This is a genomic window from Flavobacterium sp. KMS (assembly GCF_000813005.1).
GTDB lineage: Bacteria > Bacteroidota > Bacteroidia > Flavobacteriales > Flavobacteriaceae > Flavobacterium.
Genome location: NZ_JSYP01000010.1, coordinates 45,595 through 64,214 on the forward strand (window position 1 = coordinate 45,595; position 18,620 = coordinate 64,214).

An 18,620-nucleotide genomic window follows, 5' to 3' on the forward strand; every position below is an offset into this window, starting at 1 on the left:
TTTGTAACACATTGAAGTTATAAATCCCGATAATCAGAATCTTTATTTCAACTTGTTGGTTTCCTTTTTAAACAAGTATTATATTTACAGTCACAAAAGTATAAAATATCCTTATGATAACAAGTGTTTTTAAAAAATCTACACCATTAAATTATTCATTGGTCGTAATTTTAATGCTGGTTTTCTTTTTCATCTATCAATTTCAAGAAATTTCTTGGGTAAAATCGCTTATTTCAGTTTCAGAAAAAATAAGTTTATTGATAGTTGTATTAGGATCAATGTTGATAACCAACTTTGTTGTCAAGAAAAACGGACTTAGTAAAGACAATGGTTACACGATATTCTTTTATTTATTGTTATCCTTGTTTTTTCCGTCGGCACTAAATAACCCTAATGTTTTACTTGCCAATTTTTTTGTGTTATTAGCGCTTCGTCGATTGTTATCATTACAATCTCTAAAATCATCTAAAGAAAAAATATTTGATGCATCCTTATGGATACTATTGGCTTCATTGTTCCAGTTTTGGTGTATTTTATTTCTTATATTGGTATTTATATCAATAATTTTTCACGTTGCAGGCGATTATAGAAACTGGATTTTACCATTTATAGCTCTTTTTACTATAGCTACACTATTTCTATTAGTATCATTAATGTTTAATATTGATGTAATTACATTCTTTCAGAACCGTGCAGCAGTTGATTTTAGAATTAATTATTTTACCAATAATTACCAAAATGGAGCACTATCAATTTATGTAGCAGTTGCATTGTTTTTTGTTGTCTCGTTGTTGTTAACATTATCAAACAGACCCTTATTATTGCATTCTTCATACAAAAAAATCGTTGCCTATTTCTTTATAGGGATAATTGTGTTTTTAATATCTCCTAATAAAAGCAACGATTTATTATTGTTTACAGTAGCACCTTTGGCTATTATGGGATCAAGCCATATTGAGTTTTCACAAAACAAACTAAATAATGAAATTGTTTATGGAGTCCTGATTTTGTGTAGTCTATTTACCTTTTTCTCTCAATTATAGTTTATTACCATAAGCTAAGTCACCGGCATCGCCCAATCCTGGAACAATATAATTTTTCTCATTTAAGTTACTATCCAAGGCAGCAATCCATAAATGGCAAGAATCTGGCAGGTGTTTTTCTAGATAAGCAACACCTTCTGGAGCAGCAATTACAACAGCAAGATGCATTTCTTTTGGTACACCATTTTGTATTAGTTTTTCATATACAGCAACGATCGATTGACCAGTGGCGAGCATTGGATCTATTAATAAAACAGTTTTATTATTTATACTAGATAAGGCTTGATATTCGACTAAAATGACAAATTCGGCATCATTATTAGGATGATGTCTGCATGCCGAAACAAAGCCATTTTCGGCTTCATCAAAGTAGTTCAAAAATCCAATATGTAGGGGTAATCCAGCACGTAAAATAGAACATAAAATAAGTTTGTCATCTATTTCGGTAGTGCTTTTGATACCAAGCGGTGTTTCGATTTCTACGTTTTTATAAGATAGATCTTTACTTATTTCATACGCCATAATTTCACCAATCCGCTCAATATTTCTTCGAAAACGCATACTATCGTTTTGAACTTTTATATTTCGTATTTGACCTAAAAAATGGTTTAATACGCTGTTATTTTCGGATAAATAATGAATCTGCATGATGGTATTTTTAAATTTATTTTAAAACCTAATTTGTTATAAATAGATTTATGATTTGATATTTTTTTATAAAAGTATAAAAAGTATCTTTGTATCTATAAAATTTAAAGACATGTTTTCAAAATTAGCATATTCTGTATTCGAACAAAGTATCAAAGATTATCATAAATTTGATAATGTTGATCAGCCAATAAACAATCCATATCCTAAAGATAAATTTGAACATTTATTATATTTAAAAAACTGGATTGATACCGTACAATGGCATTTTGAAGATATTATTCGTGACCCGAATATTGACCCAGTTGCTGCACTTACTTTAAAAAGAAGGATTGATGCATCTAATCAGGAACGTACTGATATGGTGGAATATATCGATAGTTATTTTTTACAAAAATACAGCAATGTAAAAGTAAAAGACGGTGCCAAAATCAATTCTGAAAGTCCAGCATGGGCATTTGATAGATTATCTATTTTGGCTTTAAAAATTTATCATATGAATGAGGAAGCTACTCGTGCAGAAGCTTCACAAGAGCATAGAGATAAATGCCAGGAAAAATTGAACGTACTTTTAGAACAAAGAAGTGACTTATCAACTGCAATTGATGATTTGTTAACTGACATTGAGAACGGTGATAAATTCATGAAAGTGTACAAACAAATGAAAATGTACAATGATGATGATTTGAATCCTGTTTTATATCAAAATAAAAAATAATTGGCAGAATTGTCCAATAAAATTAAGCATATAGCCGTCATGAGACTCTCCGCAATGGGAGATGTTGCCATGACGGTTCCTGTTTTACGCGCTTTTGTAAAACAGTATCCTGAGGTAAAATTAACGGTAATTTCACGCCCATTCTTTAAACCATTTTTTGATGGAATTCCGAATCTGACTTTCTTTGTTTTTGATGATAAAGAACGTCATAAAGGATTTCTAGGATTAGTACGTTTATACAAAGATTTAAAAAAGCTACATATCGATGCTTTTGCCGATTTGCACAACGTTTTACGCTCTAAAGTTGTTCGTACTTTTTTCGCTTTAAGCGGAAAAAAAACTGCATTTGTTGATAAAGCCCGAGAAGAGAAAAAGGCATTGATGCGAGCTGAGAATAAAATCTTCAAGCCATTGCCTACTATGTTTGAACGTCACAAAAAAGTGTTTGAAGAACTAGGATTTCCATTTGATTTATCGAATCCTGTTTTCCCTACAAAACCAATTTTAAGTCAGGAAATAGTTGATTTAATCGGAAATAAGTATGAAAGATTAATAGGAATTGCACCTTTTGCACAATACGATTCTAAGGTATATCCGCTGGATTTAATGCAGGAAGTAATAGCAAAACTAGCTGAAAATAAAAATCATGCCATCTTACTTTTTGGAGGAGGAAAAAAAGAAATTGAAATTCTGGATTCACTTTCTAAACCGTATGAGAATGTTGTTAATATGGCTGGGAAAATCAAATTTCAGCAAGAATTACAACTTATTAGTAATCTAGATGTTATGCTTTCTATGGATTCAGGAAATGCACATATAGCAGCAATGCTGGGCGTAAAAGTAATTACACTTTGGGGTGCTACACATCCATACGCAGGATTTTTACCATTTAATCAGAGTTTAGAAAACGCATTAACTTCAGACCGAAATCAATATCCAAAACTACCAACTTCTGTTTACGGAAATAAAATGGTAGAAGGGTATGAGGATGCGATGAGAAGTATTTCTACAAATGAAATTGTTCAAAAAATACAGTTAAGCATATAATCCATTTAAATCATGGAGAAAATACCCAATTGTTTTCTTTTTGTTTCTATCAGCAACAATTATAACAAAATGATTTTCTTTTTCTGTAGGCAGCAAAATGTGTTCAAAATCTTCGGTTGAATTTCTATAAACTTTATGCACCAATTGAGATTCTTTAATTTTATGCGATAATACTTTAGCACTTTTTAATTTGCTTACGTAAGGCCAAATATTAAAGATATTGTCAAAAACTGTTATTTCAGTCATTTTGCCAAGCATTGTTGAGCTATATTTTTCTTCAGTAAGTAGTTTGGGACCTTTTTTATTTCGGTGTTTTTTAATTATAAAATAGATACAAATAAGAGCTGTTATTACAAAAATTGCTACAAATGATAAACGAAGGAAGTGATGTATTGTCATAATATTTAATATTTAAACGTGTTGACAAATTTGATTTAGCTCTACAAATCATGTAAAAACATGAGGTTGCGATTACTTTAATAACACCACTAAAATAATGAAAATTTGACAATATTTTAATAAAATTTTGTTTTTATTGTAATTTCAGTTCTAGACAAACATTCTCATTAAGACAATGATTATAAAACAAAAAAATCCAAATCCCAATTATAAAGTTGGAGTTTGGATTTTTTTTATTTGGAATTTAATCTTTTATACGTCGTCGTAATCTACATAAATAGACTCAGAGGTAGGATGTGCTTGACAAGTAAGAATTAATCCGTCAGCGATTTCTTTATCGGTTAGGATTGAGTTCTTTTTCATCTCTGCAGTACCCGAAGTTACACGAGCAAGACAGCTACTACAAATTCCGCCTTGGCAAGAATATGGAGCATCGATTCCTTGTTTTAATGCTGCATCAAGAATTGTTTGTTTTTGAGACATTTCAAAAGAAACTTCTTCATCGTCTACTAAAACAGTAATTTTAGAATGTCCTTCTAATGAAGTATCAATTTTATTTTCTTGTGTAGAAGAAGTAAATAATTCAAATTTTATAGCCGATTCTTTTACATTTTTCTCTTTTAAGATTCCCGAAACGGTATTAATCATTTCTTCAGGACCGCATAAATAGAATTTATCAAATTGTAATTCTTTGTGTTTGTTATTCAACACAAAATTTACTGCCGATTTATCGATTCTACCAAACAAAGCATTTTCAACTTTAGCTTGACTATAAACATAATGTACAAATAAGCGCCCTACATATTGCAATTGTAAATCGTGTAATTCTTGGTGAAAAATAGTGTCTTCGACAGTTTTGTTTCCATAAACCAATACAAAAGAGCTTTTTGGCTCACTTTTTAAAACCGATTTTAGGATAGAAAGTACAGGAGTTATTCCGCTTCCAGCAACAAATGCTGCATAGTTTTTTTGTTTTTCTGACTCAGGTTCAAATGTAAATTTACCTTCGGGTTTACCTACTTCTAGTACATCACCAGCTTTTAATCGTGTAGTTGCAAATTGCGAAAAAACACCGTTTTTCACGGCTTTTACAGCAATGCGTAATTCACCACTTTCTGGAGATGAACAAATAGAATAAGCACGACGAAGCTCTTTATTATCTAGTGTTAATCGTAAATTGATATATTGTCCTGCAATAAAAGTATAGTTTGATTTTAGTTCTTCAGGAACATTAAAAAGTATCGAAACAGCAGTTGCAGTTTCACGTTTTACTTCTTTTATTATTAGTTTTAGGAATGAAGGCATGATATTATTTTTTTGCAAAAGTAGCAAACAGCTATTAAATGATTGGTATTAAACAGTAATATTTTACTTTGTTTGTAACGTTTTCCTACATTTACACACTTACGTATCAAACTAAACCAAAAAAAATGATTAAAAAGTTTATTTATCTCGAATGGAAATCCTTTTCAAGGTCGGCATCATTTGGTGCCAATGTTGCATTAAAAATTGTAATAGGTTTTCTGGCAATTTATTTTTCGCTTATTTTAATTGGTGCGGGAACAGGTATTTTTTACCTACTTAAAAAGATGAATCTTGACCCGTTATTAACCATAAATAAGTTCTTGATTTATTATTTTTTATTCGATTTAGTGATTAGGCTTTTAATGCAAGCCATTCCGGTACTTAATATCAAACCGTTATTAACATTGTCTATCCAAAAGAAAACTATTGTTCATTTTTCACTTGGCAAAACCGTCTTATCGTTTTTCAATATCATTCATGCTTTCTTTTTTATACCTTTTACAATAGTATTATTAATAGAAGGATATGATATATTGAGTGTAATCTTTTGGCATTTAGCCATAATAGCATTAATTTATATCAATAATTTCTTGAATATTTTGTTGAGTAACATCGACAAATTGTTTGTTGTTTTTCTTGGGATAATTGTTATTTTAGGAGGACTGCAGTATTATGATTTTTTTGATATTACAAACTATGCCGTTTTGCTTTTTGATGGTTTTTACAACATAAAAGGACTCTTTCTTATTCCAGTTTTGGTTTTGGCAGGGCTTTATTACATGACTTTTATTTATTTTAAAGATAATTTATATCTCGACGCTGGACTTTCGACTAAACATGATGTTGCTACAACCGAAAACTTAACCTGGCTTAATCAATTCGGGACATTAGGAACTTTTCTTAAAAACGATATTAAACTTATAAAGAGAAATAAAAGATCTAAGATGACTATTATTATGAGTCTTTTCTTTTTGCTTTACGGATTACTGTTTTTTAGTGCAAGTACGCACCAGCCACCAGTAATGCAAATTTTAGCAGGTATTTTTGTATCAGGAGGTTTCCTTTTTACTTTCGGGCAATTTGTACCAAGTTGGGACAGTTCATATTACCAACTCATGATGACACAAAATATTCCGTACAAAGGATATATTACTTCTAAATGGTGGTTAATAGTTATTGCAACAATTATATCGACGATTATTGCTTCATTTTATCTTTATTTTGGATGGAAAGTGTATCTCACAATTGTTGTTGGAGCCATTTATAATATTGGTGTTAATTCACATTTAGTACTTCTGGGAGGAGCATTTACAAAAACACCAATTGACTTAACATCTACAAGCGGAGCATTTGGAGATAAAAAAGCTTTTAACGTAAATGCAATGTTACTTACGTTGCCTAAAATGCTGCTACCATTGGGATTATATTGGATTGGTCTTTGGCTTGGAAATCCAAATATAGGATTAGCATTAGTTGCTATAGCAGGAATAATCGGTTTTGCTTTTAAGGATAAAGTCTTTTTGCTTATCGAAAAAAGATATAAAATCGAAAAATATTCTACTATAAGTGCTTATAAACAAAAGAACTAGAGTAATTATAAAATGTGTCAATTTGATAATTTTTATCTGACCAATAATCAAAAAAACATCAAATTAACAATTAAGCAGATCAACAATTAAACATTAAAAAATGATACAAGTAAATAAACTTTCAAAGACATATAACGGAACAACAGTTTTAAAAATCGATAATCTTGAAATTCCAAAAGGGCAAAGTTTCGGGTTAGTAGGGAATAATGGTGCGGGAAAAACTACTTTTTTTAGTTTGCTATTAGATTTAATTCACCCCTCTACAGGAAATATTACAACAAATTCTATTCAGGTAAATAATGATGAAAGTTGGAAAACTTTTACAGGTTCATTTTTAGATGAAAGCTTTTTGATAGGATATTTAACTCCCGAAGAGTATTTTTATTTTGTAGGAGATTTACGAGGACAAAATAAGGCCGATGTTGATGCATTATTACTCAAACATGAGGAATTTTTTAATGGAGAAATTCTAAAAAACAAAAAATACCTGCGAGATCTGTCTAAAGGAAATCAAAAAAAAGTAGGAATTATAGCTACACTTATTGGTAGTCCCGAAGTGATTATTTTAGATGAACCATTTGCAAATTTAGACCCAACAACTGTAAGTCGATTAAAAAAAATAATAAAAGAACTAGCTGATAATCCGAATGTTACAGTTTTAGTTTCGAGTCATGACTTACAGCACACAGTCGAAGTTTGCGACCGAATTGTTGCCTTAAATAAAGGAGAAATTGTGAAAGATATTCAAACTTCTAGAGAAACACTTCAAGAACTGGAATCGTTTTTTGCCGTTTAAATATAAATATCTCAAAAAGAAGCGTATTTTTACCAGTTATTATACTAAAAAACTTTTTTAGATGTTAAATGTTAAAAATGTTTCCCATTGAAAAACAATCGACTTAAATACATATTTCTGCTCTTATTTTTTTCCCTTTTGATAGCTTGTTCTACCAAAAGAGATACATTTTTAGCAAGAAATTCTCATGCTTTGAGTACAAAGTATAATATATTATACAACGGACAAGTAGGTTTTGATAAAGGCATGAAAGCTATAGAAGCTAATTATACAGATAATTTCTGGAAATTACTGCCTATTGAAAGAATGCAAATTAACGAAGGGAATTTGGATGAAGCAAAAACTAAAAATGCTGATTTTGAACTTGCCGAGACCAAAGCTACCAAAGCTATTCAAAAACATTCGATGAATATTGGAGGTCGGGAAAAAAATAGCCAGATAGACGAAGCATATCTTATGCTTGGTCAGGCACGTTATTATGATCAGAGGTTTTTACCAGCCCTGGATGCTTTTAATTATATTTTATACAAATACCCAACAAGTAGCAACATTAATACCGCGAGAATTTGGCGAGAGAAAACCAATATGCGTTTAGGTAATGATGAGTTGGTTATAAAAAATATCTATAAATTAATAAAAGGAGTTGCATTAAAAAAACAAGTTTACGCTGATGCAAATGCTTTATTAGCAGAAGCTTTTATCAATTTAGAACAAAAAGACAGCGCAATTACAAAACTTAAAATTGCTGAGGAGTTTACCAAAAGAAATCCTGAAAGAGCTAGATATCGTTTCATCCTTGGACAATTGTATCAGGAAACACATAAAAGAGATAGTGCACTTTATTTTTATCAATCGGTAATTGATATGAACAGAAGAGCAGAGAGAAAGTATGTAATACATGCTTACTCAAAAAAAGCTCAGTTATTTGATTATCAAACAGGAGATAGTACCGTTTTTATTAAAACATATAATAAACTAATTGCCGATAGAGAAAATAGACCATTCCTGGATGTGATTTATTATGAAATGGGAGTTTTCTTTGACAAGCGTAAAAATGAAAAATCGGCATTAGAGTTTTATAATTCTTCATTAAAACGAAAATCCTTAGATCCATATTTAACAGCATCTACTTATCGAAACATTGGTAATATGTACTTTAAGAAAGCTAGTTATACAATGGCGGCAAAGTATTATGATAGTACTTTGGTAAAAATGGATCCTAAAACCAGAGAGTATGTTTATATCCAGAAAACGCGAAAAAATTTGGATGACGTAATAAAATACGAAGGTATTGCAAAACGTAATGATAGTATTATAACAGTAGTTGGACTACCAGATTCAGCCAGAGTAAAATATTTTAGAGATTATATTGCCAAAATAAAAACTGAAGACGAAGCAAAACGAATTCTCGCAGAAAAAGAAAAACAGAAACTGGCTAATATTGCGCTAAACACAGGTGGAGGTGGTTTAGAAACAGTAACGGCAACGGGTGCTGTACCTGGAACTCCTGAAAAAAGTGGTATTCCAACACCGCCAACAGGAAACGAAGTTGCCAGCAATTTTTATTTCTATAACCCATCTACAGTTGCTTACGGAAAACTACAGTTTAAAAAATTGTGGGGAAATAGAGTCTTAAATAGTAATTGGAGATTACCATCTAATAAACCAAATATGACTTCGGATGATGATAAATCGACGGATGTAGTTGTAAATGATTCTATTAAAACAGAAGCAATAGTTGAAAAGTATACTATAGATTTTTACGAAAAACAACTTCCAAAAGATAAATCTGCAATAGATAGTATTGTTAAAGAACGCAATTTTTCTTATTATCAATTAGGGATTATTTATAAAGAGAAATTCAAAGAGTATGAATTGGCTAGCAATAAGTTAGAGCAATTGTTACAGAATAACCCTGAAGAAAAATTGATTTTACCATCGATGTATAATCTCTACAAAATTTATGAGATAACAAATCCAGCGAAAGCGGCAGCGGTAAAAAATGAGATTTCTTCACGTTATCCAAATTCACGTTATGCACAAATCATAAATAACAATGGTTTAGATGAAGAATCGGCAAGCAAAGCACCTGATAAAGAATATCAGAAATGGTATAAATTATTTCAGGAAGAAAAGTATGGCGAAGTCCTAAGTAATATTGATAATTTAATTAATCAATATTCCGGAGATGAAATCGTATCAAAATACGAGCTATTAAAAGCCAATACTTTAGGTAAAGCAAAAGGATTAGTTGCTTATAAAAAAGCAATAGAAAACGTAGCTGCTAATTATCCAAATAGTGAAGAAGGAAAAAAAGCTCAAGATATTTTAACAAATCAAATTCCGTTTTTAGAGAAGCGAGTTTTTACCACAACAGACACAAAAAATTGGAAAATCCTGTATAAAATTGGTATTCAGGATGAGAAAGCAAGAAAAACAATTGAAGATATTATTAAAAAGTTTTTTGCAGATGAAAATTTCCAAAAGCTTACTTTTTCTTTCGATAAATACGATTTAGATTCAGGATTTGTTACTGTTCATGGTTTAAGATCAGAAGTTTATGCAAATGATGTTGCTAAAGTATTAAAAGAAAATAAAAAATATAACTTGGTAGAATATCCTGCAGTAATAATATCAAGTGATAATTATAGTATAGTACAAATTAATAAAAATTTAGAAGCTTATTTAGCGCCTAAAACCCCGTAATCATGTTTAATAAAGCACCCAAATTTAGCACAGAGCACTTAGGAAAAACAAATAGAATAGTTGAAGGAACTATAATAACAGGTGATATTACATCGCTAGCCGATTTTAGATTAGATGGTGAATTAATAGGGAATTTTACTTCAAAAGGAAAAATTGTAATTGGCCCAGCAAGTAAAGTTAAAGGAGATATCATTTGTCAAAACGCTGATATCGAGGGAGAATTTACAGGAAAAATTAAAGTTGTAGACCTTTTAAACGTAAAAGCCACAGCTAAAATTACCGGTGAAGTTACCATAGGAAAATTATCGGTAGAACCAGGAGCCGATTTTAGTGCGACTTGTATAATGGCAACAGATTTTAAAACTGAAATAAATGACGGACAAGGAACCAAAAAAGGATAATCAGCCAAATAATAAATGGATCGCGCTTATTAATATTCCATTTCAGATGGGGGTAATTATATTTTTATTTTCCTATCTGGGTATTTGGTTAGATGAAAAATATTCAAACGGGGGTTCTTTATGGACAATCGTTTTATCTTTGTTTTCGGTTTTCTTAGCACTTTATAATGTCCTGCGACAAGTTAAAAATTTAAATAAATAATGAATAGAACTGTTGATTTTCTTAAGTATTTTATCCCTTTTTCGATTGTATTGTTTGCCACACAATACTTTATTATGCAATCTCTTTCAGAGAAATTAGTTTTTTTTTACTCGGCGTGGAGTATTTATATATTTAATATTCTTGCTACTTTTTTAGTTTATCTATTTTTAATTTTTGTCAATAAAAATTTCCCAACTTATACAGGTTTTGCTTTCCTTGGCGCAAGTTTTTTTAGAATGATGTTAGCCATTATTTTTTTAATTCCGCTAATAAAAGCTCATGTAAAAGACCCAATAATAGACTTGGGTACGTTTTTTATCCCTTATTTTTTATTTTTACTTTTTGAAACATATTTCACCGTTCGTCTAATAAATAAAAGTTAATCGCTTCATTATTAGATAAATTGACTAAAATAGATGTAATTTTAAAAATTACATCTATAAATTTTCAATTTTCAATTTAAAATGTACCTTTGCAAAAAATTTTTGGAACCTAAAATTAGATAAAGATTTAATAATGATATTTTCAAATAAACCAGTTCAGTACTTATTAGTTACTTTATTAGCTTTTTCTTCGTCGATAAATTTCGCCTCTACTCCTGTTGACAGTGTTTCAGTTAAACACGAAAACGTTGCAGTAGCAGAAGGAAAAAGTCACGCAGAAAGTGTTGGTCACGAAATAGAAAAAGAATTTAATGCTAGCGAATTGATCAATTCGCACATTGGAGATTCTCATGATTTTCATATCGCTGATTGGGATGGTCATCCTATTTCTATGAGTCTGCCAATTATTTTGTGGACTAATAATGGATTAGAAATTTTTTCATCTGCAAAATTTCACCATGATAATTCAGGTGAGCATGTAGTTGATATTAATGGACAGAAATTAGTTCGTTATAAAGAGATAATTTTTTACGCTGATAAATTTGAAACAATGACAGCTGATCAGAAAAACACTGGAGCTTTTGCTTTTGATGCAAGACCTTTAGATTTCTCTATCACAAAGAATGTCTTTTCAATGTTGATGTCGGCAATTGTTTTGTTCTTCTTATTTTTTGCTGTAGCAAGATCTTACAAGAAAAACCCAAATGCACCAAAAGGATTGGCTGGATTTTTAGAGCCACTAGTTACATACGTTAGAGATGAGATTGCAATTCCAAACATTGGACCAAAAAAATACGCAAAATATATGCCGTATCTTTTAACTATCTTTTTCTTTATTTGGATTAATAACTTAATCGGATTAATTCCTTTCTTCCCATTTAGTTCTAACTTAACAGGTAATATCTATTTTACATTTGTAATGGCATTTATTACTTTCGTAGTTACAACTTTAAGTGGAAATAAAACTTACTGGGGACACATTTTTAATACACCAGGAGTTCCTGTGTGGTTGGCTCCAATTATGATTCCTGTAGAAATTATAGGAATGCTTACTAAGCCATTTGCATTGATGATTCGTTTATTTGCAAACATCACTGCTGGTCACATTATTATCTTGAGTTTAGTTTCTTTGATTTTCATTTTCAAAAGTATTGCTATCGGACCAGTTGCTGGAGCATTCGTATTGTTCATGAGCGTATTAGAAATGTTAGTTGCTGCTTTGCAAGCGTATGTATTTACATTGCTTTCAGCATTATTTATTGGTCAGGCTGTTGAAGAGCACGATCATCATTAATTAGAGTTTTATTAATTATTAACTATATAAATTTATTATTATGGTATTAGCTGGAATCGGAGCTGGATTAGCTGTAATTGGTGCAGGTCTTGGTATTGGAAAAATTGGTGGTTCTGCAATGGACGCTATTGCTCGTCAACCAGAAGCTGCTGGAAAAATTCAGACTGCTATGATTATTGCTGCTGCACTTATTGAAGGTGTTGCTCTTTTCGCAGTAGTTGTTGCGTTAATCACAAACGCATAATTAAAATTTAAAACTTCCTGTAGCGGTTGGCTCCAGGAAGTTTTTTTAAAAAAGACAAACAATTTTTAAATATATAATGTTATGCAATTAACTTCACCAGAAAGTTTAATTTTTTGGACAACAATTATCTTTATTGTTTTCTTCATTCTTTTGGCAAAATATGCTTGGAAACCTATTTTAGGAGCGGTAAAAAGCCGTGAAGAATCTATCAATGAGGCTTTAGCATCTGCTGAAGCAGCTCGTAGAGAAATGCAAAATTTAACTGCAGATAATGAGCGTATCTTAAAAGAAGCTCGTGCAGAACGTGATGCGATGTTAAAAGAAGCTCGCGAAATGAAAGAGCAAATTATAGCTGAATCTAAAAATGAAGCTCAAGAGCAAGGTCAAAAATTGATCGCTCAAGCTAAAGCAGCTATTGAAAATGAAAAAAATGCAGCTATGGCTGAATTGAAATCTCAAGTTTCAACTTTATCATTAAGCATTGCTGAAAAATTATTGAAAGAAGAATTATCTAGCAAAGAATCTCAAACTAAATTAGTTGAGAAAATGTTAGATGACGTAAAGCTAAACTAATATTATGGCAAGTACAAGAGCAGCAATTCGTTATGCAAAAGCAATTCTAGACTTAGCAAACTCTAAAGGTGTTGCCGAAGCTGTCAATAACGACATGAAATCAATTGCTTCAACAATAGGAGCAAATGAAGAATTGAGTACCTTTATCGAAAGCCCAACTATAAAAGTTGAAGTTAAAGAGAGTGCTCTTTTAGAAGTTTTTGCAAGTGTAAATGGTGTAACTAAAGGGTTATTTCATTTATTGTTTGAAAACAAAAGATTCGAAATTCTAGGAGCAATTGCACTAGAGTACAATAAATTATTTGATGAAAGTATTGGTGTTGAAGTAGCTACGGTTACAACAGCAATTCCTATGGATGCTGCTTTAGAAGCTAAAGTATTAGCTAAAATTGCAACATTATCAGATAAAAAAATTACAATAGAAAATAATGTAGATGCTTCAATTATTGGAGGATTTATTTTAAGAATAGGCGATAAGCAATATAATGCATCTGTTGCAAACAGATTACAAGTATTAAAAAGAGAGTTAAGTAATTAGTTTTATTACACATAAAAGTGTCTAAATTATAAATTTAAGATGGCGGAAATCAAACCTGCTGAAATTTCAGCAATATTAAGAAAGCAAGTAGAAGGTTTTGAATCTGGTGCTACGCTAGAGGAAGTAGGAACGGTACTTCAAGTTGGAGATGGTATTGCTCGTATTTACGGGCTATCTAATGTACAATACGGTGAGTTAGTTGAATTTGAAAACGGACTTGAAGCTATTGTATTGAACCTTGAAGAAGACAATGTTGGTGTGGTACTTTTAGGACCATCAACAGGAATCAAAGAAGGATCAACTGCAAAAAGAACACAACGTATTGCTTCTCTTAAAGTAGGTGAGCAAATGGTAGGACGTGTAGTGAACACTCTTGGTTTTCCAATTGATGGAAAAGGTCCAATCGGTGGGACATTATATGAAATGCCTTTAGAAAGAAAAGCTCCTGGAGTTATCTTCCGTCAGCCAGTAACTGAGCCATTGCAAACAGGTATTAAAGCTGTTGATGCTATGATCCCAGTTGGTCGTGGACAACGTGAGCTTGTTATTGGTGACCGTCAAACAGGTAAATCAACTGTTTGTATCGATACAATCTTAAATCAAAAAGAATTTTACGATGCAGGAAAACCTGTATTTTGTATATATGTTGCAATTGGGCAAAAAGCTTCAACAGTAGCAGGAATTGCTAAAATGTTAGAAGAAAAAGGTGCAATGGCTTATACAGTTATTGTTGCTGCAAATGCTTCTGACCCAGCTCCAATGCAAGTTTATGCTCCTTTCGCAGGTGCAGCAATTGGAGAATACTTTAGAGATTCAGGTCGTCCAGCACTTATTGTGTATGATGATTTATCTAAACAAGCTGTAGCTTACCGTGAGGTTTCTCTTTTATTAAGAAGACCACCGGGACGTGAGGCATATCCTGGAGACGTTTTCTACTTACACTCTCGTTTATTAGAGCGTGCTTGTAAAGTAATTGCAGATAATGGAATTGCTAAAAACATGAACGATTTACCAGATTCTATTAAGTCTATCGTAAAAGGTGGTGGTTCATTAACTGCTTTACCAATTATTGAGACTCAAGCTGGTGACGTTTCTGCATATATCCCAACAAACGTAATTTCGATTACAGATGGTCAGATTTTCCTTGATGGAGATTTGTTCAACTCTGGAGTTCGTCCTGCTATTAACGTAGGTATCTCAGTATCTCGTGTTGGAGGTAATGCACAAATTAAATCAATGAAAAAAGTATCAGGTACTTTAAAATTAGACCAAGCTCAATTCCGTGAATTGGAAGCGTTTGCTAAATTTGGTTCTGACTTAGATGCTGTTACTTTAAACGTAATTGAAAAAGGAAAAAGAAACGTTGAAATCTTGAAACAAGGTTTAAATGATCCTTATACAGTTGAAAACCAAGTTGCTATTATTTACGCTGGTTCTAAAAACTTATTAAGAAACGTTCCTGTAAATAAAGTAAAAGAATTTGAAGCAGATTTCTTAGCATACCTAAACAGCAAGCATAAAGATACTCTTAATGCGCTTAAAGCAGGTAAACTAGACGATAACATTACAGATGTTATTGAAAAAGTAGCAAAAGAAATTTCAGCAAAATATAACTAATAAGATAATTGGATAATTAGATAATTAGAAAAATCAAAGTGTTTTTCTAATTATCTAATTAGCTGATTTTCAAATTTTCTAATTAGAAAAGATGGCAAATTTAAAGGAAATCCGTAATAGAATTACTTCCGTTTCATCTACGATGCAGATTACATCGGCGATGAAAATGGTTTCTGCTGCAAAGCTTAAGAAAGCACAAGATGCAATCACAGCGATGCGTCCTTATGCCGAGAAATTAACGGAATTATTACAAAACCTTTCTGCAACACTTGATGGTGATGTAGGAGGAGATTTTACTACACAACGTGAAGTAAAGAAAGTATTAATTGTAGCAATAACATCTAATAGAGGTTTATGTGGTGCATTTAATACCAATGTAATAAAGGAAGCAAAAGTACGTTCTGAATTTTATGCCGGAAAACAAGTTGACATTTTTGCTATAGGTAAAAAAGGAAATGATGTTTTAAGCAAAACACATTCAGTAATAGACAATAAAAGTTCAGTTTTTGATGACTTGACTTTTGATAACGTAGCTGAAATTGCTGAAATTTTAACTCAACAATTCTTAACTGGAAAGTATGATAAAATTGAATTGATTTATAATCAATTTAAAAATGCTGCGACTCAAATTGTTCAAACTGAACAGTTTTTGCCTTTGGCTCCAATAAAATCAGATGTACCAGTTTCGACAGGAGATTATATCTTTGAACCTTCGAAAGAGGAAATCGTGTTAACTTTGATTCCAAAATCATTAAAAACACAATTATACAAAGGTATTCGTGATTCATTTGCTTCTGAGCACGGTGCACGTATGACTGCAATGCACAAAGCAACTGATAACGCAACTGAGTTAAGAAATCAATTAAAATTAACTTACAATAAAGCGCGTCAAGCTGCTATTACAAACGAAATCTTAGAGATCGTTGGTGGAGCGGAAGCTTTAAAAGGATAAGAAAAATTTTAATTTTTCAGATCTTCAAAATGCAAAGCATAGGAAGGATAAGAAAAATTTACAATATATAAGAAGAGCCGACAAGTAATTGTCGGTTCTTTTTTTTGCCAATAATTTTGATATTTTACAGAAACAAACTTATTTTAAGAAAAGCTCTTCTTCAATTTTTATGAAGTGTTGCTTTTCAAATTCTCTAATTGCAGTATTCTTCACCAGAAAAATTTTGTCACAATCTTTGTATAGAATTTCTAGAATATGCGAAGAGATAAAAACAATGCTGTCTTTTGATAATTCTCTAATGTAATTCATCAACAAATAATTAGATTCTAAATCGAGACCATTAAAAGGTTCGTCAAAAATATAAATTGGATATTCTCTTTGGAATACGGCATTCATGTAAGCCTTTTTTTTCATTCCAGTCGAAAATGTCTTGATGAGTTTATCTTGTGACACATCAAACAAATTGGTTTTATTTCCAGTTTTTAGATTTAGCAATTCTTTATAAAAATCTGAAAATTCTGTTGCAGTAAGTTCATCGTATATTGGTACTTCAGTTGGAAAAAATGCTATTTCGTTATGTTTAATGGGCAAATCAATGTAGGATATTGTTCCTTCAAAATCTATTAGAGCAGTTATAATTTTAAATAATGTAGTTTTACCTTCGCCATTTTTCCCAACGACTCCATATATTCCATTTTTTGAAATTGAAAGATTTATATCCTGTAAAACAGTTTTATTTCCAAATGCTTTCTTCTTGATATTAATCTGTAACATATTTCAAATTGTTTATTGTTTTTATAGACTTATAGTATAAATAAGGTAAAATTAAAAAAGGTATTCCAATTTGGATATTTATAATAAATAAAGCGAAAAAAATCTGTTGTAATAAACTATTACTAAAAAAAGCGTATTTAAACAAGATGCTAATTATTGGAAATAAAAAAACTAATGGTACAAACAGCAGTAAATCCCATTTTTTGAATACTAATAGACATAAAATTAAAGCTGTACTCAATAGTAAGGTGTTGTATATCGCAATTTGAATTTGCTTTAAAAGATATTTCCCAGAATCGAAAGAACTTATTTTTATATGAATTATGTTCTCTCTATTAAAGGATGGTAAACAGCCAATAAAAGAAACTAAAAATAAGCTGGCAAGATTTAGATTATCATTATTGTATTGGTCTCCCATTACATTAAGGAAAATAATCAAAGGTATAAAAAGGATAAGTTTATTTTTTCTAAAGCAAATATGCCAAAATGGATCAAATAATCTGAAGGGATACTTTATGGTTTTAAGCCCTACTTTATTTAGTAGAATCAAGAAATACAGTATTAGAAAGTGTATTATAAGAATATCCCAACGTTGGTTTATAAGATAAATAATTATAAACGGAAAACTATATATTGTGTATTCCAGGAACAATAAAAGACGATAATTTTTATTTACCCTCAATAGCTCTATGTCTTTTCTGTTCTGATGATAAAAGGCTATTTCTAAAGTTGTTATTAAAAAGAAATAATTGTATTTTGGAAATAATTGATTTAGAAAATAAATAATAACTGCGTAAAAAGCCAAGAACAATCCTATTGCTAAATAGTCATCTTTTGGTAATATTTTTCTAAATCGGATTAGGATTAAATACTTTAATATTTTTATCATTTCTTATTTTAAAAAGCAGTCATTAAGCAAAATGTAAATATTATTTTCCTGCTATAAAGGCTGCAAAATAGATAAAAAAACAAAGCCGCAAATAATCAAATACAATTATTATCCTTCAAACTCTTTTTTCCAAGCTTTTAAAATGCCAGAGAAATCCCATATCTTTTTTTGGTATTTTGTTACCAAAAATATTAAAACAACAACATCAAATAATAAAAACAACAATATTATGTATAAGTTCATAGCTATTAATTTAAGTAGTATTGTGTATATATTGGTAAATCTCCGAAATTTTACATATTCATAGCATAAATTATCTATTCATAAATGCATATGTAAATCTGCCCAATTCAAAACCAATATAAGTTAATATAGCTGATATCCATAATAACCATACTATGAAATTGGTGGTTTCCTCTTTGGCATAAAGAGCGATTTTATTCATATACTTTTTCATGTTTTATAGTTTAATTAGTTACTAGTTTTAATCGTTGTTAATGGA

Annotated in this window: 19 protein-coding genes; 14 read left to right on the forward strand and 5 right to left on the reverse strand. The window is 30.7% G+C overall.

What is annotated here, in order from left to right:
- Positions 1–113 precede the first annotated feature (113 nt).
- Entirely contained in the window at positions 114–1,043 is a 930-nt protein-coding gene (locus tag OA93_RS11255) for a DUF6427 family protein (protein WP_039113311.1), read from the forward strand.
- Here OA93_RS11255 and upp read toward each other — a convergent pair.
- Positions 1,038–1,691: a uracil phosphoribosyltransferase gene (gene upp / locus OA93_RS11260; RefSeq protein ID WP_039113312.1), complete on the reverse strand. Its 654-nt coding sequence runs from the start codon at positions 1,689–1,691 to the stop codon at positions 1,038–1,040. The two genes, OA93_RS11255 and upp, sit on opposite strands and share 6 nt — an antisense overlap.
- Positions 1,692–1,803: 112 nt before the next feature.
- Between upp and OA93_RS11265 the strand changes: the two genes are divergently transcribed.
- Together OA93_RS11265 and OA93_RS11270 are read left to right on the forward strand one after the other, a co-directional pair.
- Complete coding sequence (locus OA93_RS11265; RefSeq protein ID WP_039113313.1) at positions 1,804–2,409, forward strand: DUF4254 domain-containing protein; 606 nt, start codon at positions 1,804–1,806, stop codon at positions 2,407–2,409.
- Positions 2,410–2,448: 39 nt separating this feature from the next.
- A complete protein-coding gene (locus tag OA93_RS11270; protein WP_039113426.1) occupies positions 2,449–3,456 on the forward strand; it encodes a glycosyltransferase family 9 protein in 1,008 nt (335 codons plus the stop codon).
- Here the strand turns inward: OA93_RS11270 and OA93_RS11275 are convergent.
- Positions 3,445–3,855, reverse strand: coding sequence for a hypothetical protein (locus tag OA93_RS11275; RefSeq protein ID WP_039113314.1), 411 nt, complete (start codon positions 3,853–3,855; stop codon positions 3,445–3,447). The genes OA93_RS11270 and OA93_RS11275 overlap by 12 nt on opposite strands.
- A 252-nt stretch (positions 3,856–4,107) precedes the next feature.
- Positions 4,108–5,160, reverse strand: a complete 1,053-nt coding sequence (locus OA93_RS11280) for a ferredoxin--NADP reductase (protein WP_039113315.1) — start codon at positions 5,158–5,160, stop codon at positions 4,108–4,110.
- A 125-nt stretch (positions 5,161–5,285) separates the two neighbouring features.
- On the opposite strand from OA93_RS11280, the gene OA93_RS11285 reads away from it, so the two are divergent.
- The 11 genes from OA93_RS11285 (at position 5,286) to atpG (ending at position 16,455) form a co-directional block, all read left to right on the forward strand.
- Entirely contained in the window at positions 5,286–6,749 is a 1,464-nt protein-coding gene (locus tag OA93_RS11285) for a DUF5687 family protein (RefSeq protein WP_039113316.1), read from the forward strand.
- A 100-nt stretch (positions 6,750–6,849) separates the two neighbouring features.
- Positions 6,850–7,545, forward strand: coding sequence for an ABC transporter ATP-binding protein (locus tag OA93_RS11290; RefSeq protein WP_039113317.1), 696 nt, complete (start codon positions 6,850–6,852; stop codon positions 7,543–7,545).
- A gap of 192 nt (positions 7,546–7,737) precedes the next feature.
- A complete protein-coding gene (locus tag OA93_RS11295; RefSeq protein ID WP_346425747.1) occupies positions 7,738–10,251 on the forward strand; it encodes a gliding motility protein in 2,514 nt (837 codons plus the stop codon).
- 2 nt (positions 10,252–10,253) lie between these two features.
- Positions 10,254–10,652: a polymer-forming cytoskeletal protein gene (locus tag OA93_RS11300; protein ID WP_039113320.1), complete on the forward strand. Its 399-nt coding sequence runs from the start codon at positions 10,254–10,256 to the stop codon at positions 10,650–10,652.
- Positions 10,624–10,854 (forward strand): AtpZ/AtpI family protein, encoded by a 231-nt coding sequence (locus OA93_RS11305; RefSeq protein ID WP_052259432.1) that lies wholly within the window; start codon positions 10,624–10,626, stop codon positions 10,852–10,854. Before OA93_RS11300 ends, OA93_RS11305 begins: the two co-directional genes overlap by 29 nt.
- Before the next feature lie 516 nt (positions 10,855–11,370).
- Positions 11,371–12,531: a F0F1 ATP synthase subunit A gene (gene atpB, locus OA93_RS11315; protein ID WP_082001804.1), complete on the forward strand. Its 1,161-nt coding sequence runs from the start codon at positions 11,371–11,373 to the stop codon at positions 12,529–12,531.
- Between the two features lie 40 nt (positions 12,532–12,571).
- Positions 12,572–12,775 carry an ATP synthase F0 subunit C gene (atpE, locus tag OA93_RS11320; RefSeq protein WP_039113322.1) on the forward strand — a complete coding sequence of 68 codons (204 nt, stop codon included), beginning with the start codon at positions 12,572–12,574 and terminating at the stop codon, positions 12,773–12,775.
- Positions 12,776–12,856: 81 nt separating this feature from the next.
- Positions 12,857–13,348, forward strand: coding sequence for a F0F1 ATP synthase subunit B (locus OA93_RS11325; RefSeq protein ID WP_039113324.1), 492 nt, complete (start codon positions 12,857–12,859; stop codon positions 13,346–13,348).
- A 4-nt stretch (positions 13,349–13,352) separates the two neighbouring features.
- Entirely contained in the window at positions 13,353–13,886 is a 534-nt protein-coding gene (atpH, locus tag OA93_RS11330) for an ATP synthase F1 subunit delta (protein WP_039113325.1), read from the forward strand.
- A 39-nt stretch (positions 13,887–13,925) separates the two neighbouring features.
- A complete protein-coding gene (gene atpA / locus OA93_RS11335; RefSeq protein WP_035620159.1) occupies positions 13,926–15,503 on the forward strand; it encodes a F0F1 ATP synthase subunit alpha in 1,578 nt (525 codons plus the stop codon).
- A 91-nt stretch (positions 15,504–15,594) separates the two neighbouring features.
- On the forward strand, positions 15,595–16,455 hold the full coding sequence (gene atpG / locus OA93_RS11340) for an ATP synthase F1 subunit gamma (protein ID WP_039113326.1): 861 nt from the start codon (positions 15,595–15,597) through the stop codon (positions 16,453–16,455).
- A 138-nt stretch (positions 16,456–16,593) separates the two neighbouring features.
- On the opposite strand, the gene OA93_RS11345 is transcribed toward atpG, so the two are convergent.
- Positions 16,594–17,229, reverse strand: coding sequence for an ATP-binding cassette domain-containing protein (locus OA93_RS11345; RefSeq protein WP_039113328.1), 636 nt, complete (start codon positions 17,227–17,229; stop codon positions 16,594–16,596).
- Between the two features lie 997 nt (positions 17,230–18,226).
- Positions 18,227–18,361 carry a hypothetical protein gene (locus tag OA93_RS25510; protein WP_276203404.1) on the reverse strand — a complete coding sequence of 45 codons (135 nt, stop codon included), beginning with the start codon at positions 18,359–18,361 and terminating at the stop codon, positions 18,227–18,229.
- Positions 18,362–18,620 lie beyond the last annotated feature (259 nt).

Coding starts and splice junctions, on each gene's coding strand:
- OA93_RS11255 (WP_039113311.1), top strand. CDS start 114: ATGATAACAAGTGTTTTTAAAAAATCTACACCATTAAATTATTCATTG.
- upp (WP_039113312.1), bottom strand. CDS start 1,691: ATGCAGATTCATTATTTATCCGAAAATAACAGCGTATTAAACCATTTT.
- OA93_RS11265 (WP_039113313.1), top strand. CDS start 1,804: ATGTTTTCAAAATTAGCATATTCTGTATTCGAACAAAGTATCAAAGAT.
- OA93_RS11270 (WP_039113426.1), top strand. CDS start 2,449: ATGAGACTCTCCGCAATGGGAGATGTTGCCATGACGGTTCCTGTTTTA.
- OA93_RS11275 (WP_039113314.1), bottom strand. CDS start 3,855: ATGACAATACATCACTTCCTTCGTTTATCATTTGTAGCAATTTTTGTA.
- OA93_RS11280 (WP_039113315.1), bottom strand. CDS start 5,160: ATGCCTTCATTCCTAAAACTAATAATAAAAGAAGTAAAACGTGAAACT.
- OA93_RS11285 (WP_039113316.1), top strand. CDS start 5,286: ATGATTAAAAAGTTTATTTATCTCGAATGGAAATCCTTTTCAAGGTCG.
- OA93_RS11290 (WP_039113317.1), top strand. CDS start 6,850: ATGATACAAGTAAATAAACTTTCAAAGACATATAACGGAACAACAGTT.
- OA93_RS11300 (WP_039113320.1), top strand. CDS start 10,254: ATGTTTAATAAAGCACCCAAATTTAGCACAGAGCACTTAGGAAAAACA.
- OA93_RS11305 (WP_052259432.1), top strand. CDS start 10,624: ATGACGGACAAGGAACCAAAAAAGGATAATCAGCCAAATAATAAATGG.
- atpB (WP_082001804.1), top strand. CDS start 11,371: ATGATATTTTCAAATAAACCAGTTCAGTACTTATTAGTTACTTTATTA.
- atpE (WP_039113322.1), top strand. CDS start 12,572: ATGGTATTAGCTGGAATCGGAGCTGGATTAGCTGTAATTGGTGCAGGT.
- OA93_RS11325 (WP_039113324.1), top strand. CDS start 12,857: ATGCAATTAACTTCACCAGAAAGTTTAATTTTTTGGACAACAATTATC.
- atpH (WP_039113325.1), top strand. CDS start 13,353: ATGGCAAGTACAAGAGCAGCAATTCGTTATGCAAAAGCAATTCTAGAC.
- atpA (WP_035620159.1), top strand. CDS start 13,926: ATGGCGGAAATCAAACCTGCTGAAATTTCAGCAATATTAAGAAAGCAA.
- atpG (WP_039113326.1), top strand. CDS start 15,595: ATGGCAAATTTAAAGGAAATCCGTAATAGAATTACTTCCGTTTCATCT.
- OA93_RS11345 (WP_039113328.1), bottom strand. CDS start 17,229: ATGTTACAGATTAATATCAAGAAGAAAGCATTTGGAAATAAAACTGTT.
- OA93_RS25510 (WP_276203404.1), bottom strand. CDS start 18,361: ATGAACTTATACATAATATTGTTGTTTTTATTATTTGATGTTGTTGTT.